This is a genomic window from Loktanella sp. S4079 (assembly GCF_000967725.1).
Lineage (GTDB): Bacteria > Pseudomonadota > Alphaproteobacteria > Rhodobacterales > Rhodobacteraceae > Yoonia.
Genome location: NZ_JXYE01000040.1, coordinates 1 through 305 on the forward strand (window position 1 = coordinate 1; position 305 = coordinate 305).

A 305-nucleotide genomic window follows, 5' to 3' on the forward strand; every position below is an offset into this window, starting at 1 on the left:
TACGCCCGACGCAACACTCGATGCGCCCATAACGGCAGTGGCAGGTGCCACAATCACAGTCGATTGGAGTGGCCCCGCAGCTGCTGGTGATAGCCTGACCATCGCGCTTCCGGATACCGAGAGTTTTGTGAACTTTGTGTACGTCGCAGAAGCTGAACCAGCTCAACTCCGCATGCCTGCCGATCCTGGTGTGTATGAAATTCGATATATCTACGGCCCAAACGATGAGATCGCAGCAACGCATCGCATCACTGTGACGCCTGCTGACGCAAGCATTGATGCTCCTGCAACTGCCTTTGCTGGTG

1 pseudogene is annotated in these 305 nt (G+C 55.7%); it reads left to right on the plus strand.

Going from position 1 to position 305, the window contains the following annotated elements:
- A pseudogene (locus TW80_RS18240) lies at positions 1-305 on the plus strand (hypothetical protein); the annotation flags it as partial.